Source organism: Vibrio sp. 1-Bac 57 (assembly GCF_037546855.1).
Lineage (GTDB): Bacteria > Pseudomonadota > Gammaproteobacteria > Enterobacterales > Psychromonadaceae > Psychromonas.
The window spans coordinates 1-1575 of record NZ_JALAAC010000087.1; the positions used below are offsets into that span (position 1 = coordinate 1).

Consider the following 1575-nt stretch of genomic DNA (forward strand, 5'->3'; position numbering starts at 1 on the left):
TGCAAATTAAACTTTAAATTGAAGAGTTTGATCATGGCTCAGATTGAACGCTGGCGGCAGGCTTAACACATGCAAGTCGAACGGTAACAGAGAATAGCTTGCTATTTTGCTGACGAGTGGCGGACGGGTGAGTAATGCTTGGGAATATGCCTTATGGTGGGGGACAACAGTTGGAAACGACTGCTAATACCGCATAACATCTCCGGATCAAAGTGGGGGACCTTCGGGCCTCACGCCATAAGAGTAGCCCAAGTGGGATTAGCTAGTTGGTAAGGTAATGGCTTACCAAGGCGACGATCCCTAGTTGGTCTTAGAGGATGACCAGCCACACTGGAACTGAGACACGGTCCAGACTCCTACGGGAGGCAGCAGTGGGGAATATTGCACAATGGGCGCAAGCCTGATGCAGCCATGCCGCGTGTGTGAAGAAGGCTTTCGGGTTGTAAAGCACTTTCAGCGAGGAGGAAAGGTTGTACTTTAATAGAGTGCAGCTGTGACGTTACTCGCAGAAGAAGCACCGGCTAACTCCGTGCCAGCAGCCGCGGTAATACGGAGGGTGCGAGCGTTAATCGGAATTACTGGGCGTAAAGCGCGCGTAGGCGGTTAATTAAGTCAGATGTGAAATCCCAGGGCTCAACCTTGGAACTGCATTTGAAACTGGTTAACTAGAGTTTTGTAGAGGGTGGTAGAATTTCAGGTGTAGCGGTGAAATGCGTAGAGATCTGAAGGAATACCAGTGGCGAAGGCGGCCACCTGGACAAAGACTGACGCTGAGGCGCGAAGGCGTGGGGAGCAAACGGGATTAGATACCCCGGTAGTCCACGCAGTAAACGATGTCTATTAGAATTTTGTGGCTATATGCCGTGGGATTCAAAGCTAACGCATTAAATAGACCGCCTGGGGAGTACGGCCGCAAGGTTAAAACTCAAATGAATTGACGGGGGCCCGCACAAGCGGTGGAGCATGTGGTTTAATTCGATGCAACGCGAAGAACCTTACCATCCCTTGACATCCAGAGAATCTGTTAGAGATAGTAGAGTGCCTTCGGGAACTCTGAGACAGGTGCTGCATGGCTGTCGTCAGCTCGTGTTGTGAAATGTTGGGTTAAGTCCCGCAACGAGCGCAACCCTTATCCTTATTTGCCAGCGGGTTATGCCGGGAACTCTAGGGACACTGCCGGTGATAAACCGGAGGAAGGTGGGGACGACGTCAAGTCATCATGGCCCTTACGGGATGGGCTACACACGTGCTACAATGGCAAATACAAAGGGCTGCTCACCAGCGATGGTATGCGAATCTCCTAAAGTTTGTCGTAGTCCGGATCGGAGTCTGCAACTCGACTCCGTGAAGTTGGAATCGCTAGTAATCGTGGATCAGAATGCCACGGTGAATACGTTCCCGGGCCTTGTACACACCGCCCGTCACACCATGGGAGTGGGCTGCACCAGAAGTCATTAGCTTAACCCTTCGGGGATGGCGATGACCACGGTGTGGTTCATGACTGGGGTGAAGTCGTAACAAGGTAGCCCTAGGGGAACCTGGGGCTGGATCACCTCCTTACGTAAAGAAACACAT

1 rRNA gene is annotated in these 1575 nt (G+C 51.7%); it reads left to right on the forward strand.

From position 1 onward, the window contains the following. Positions 1-15 precede the first annotated feature (15 nt). Positions 16-1560: ribosomal RNA gene (locus tag MT391_RS20605) — 16S ribosomal RNA — on the forward strand. Positions 1561-1575: the final 15 nt, after the last annotated feature.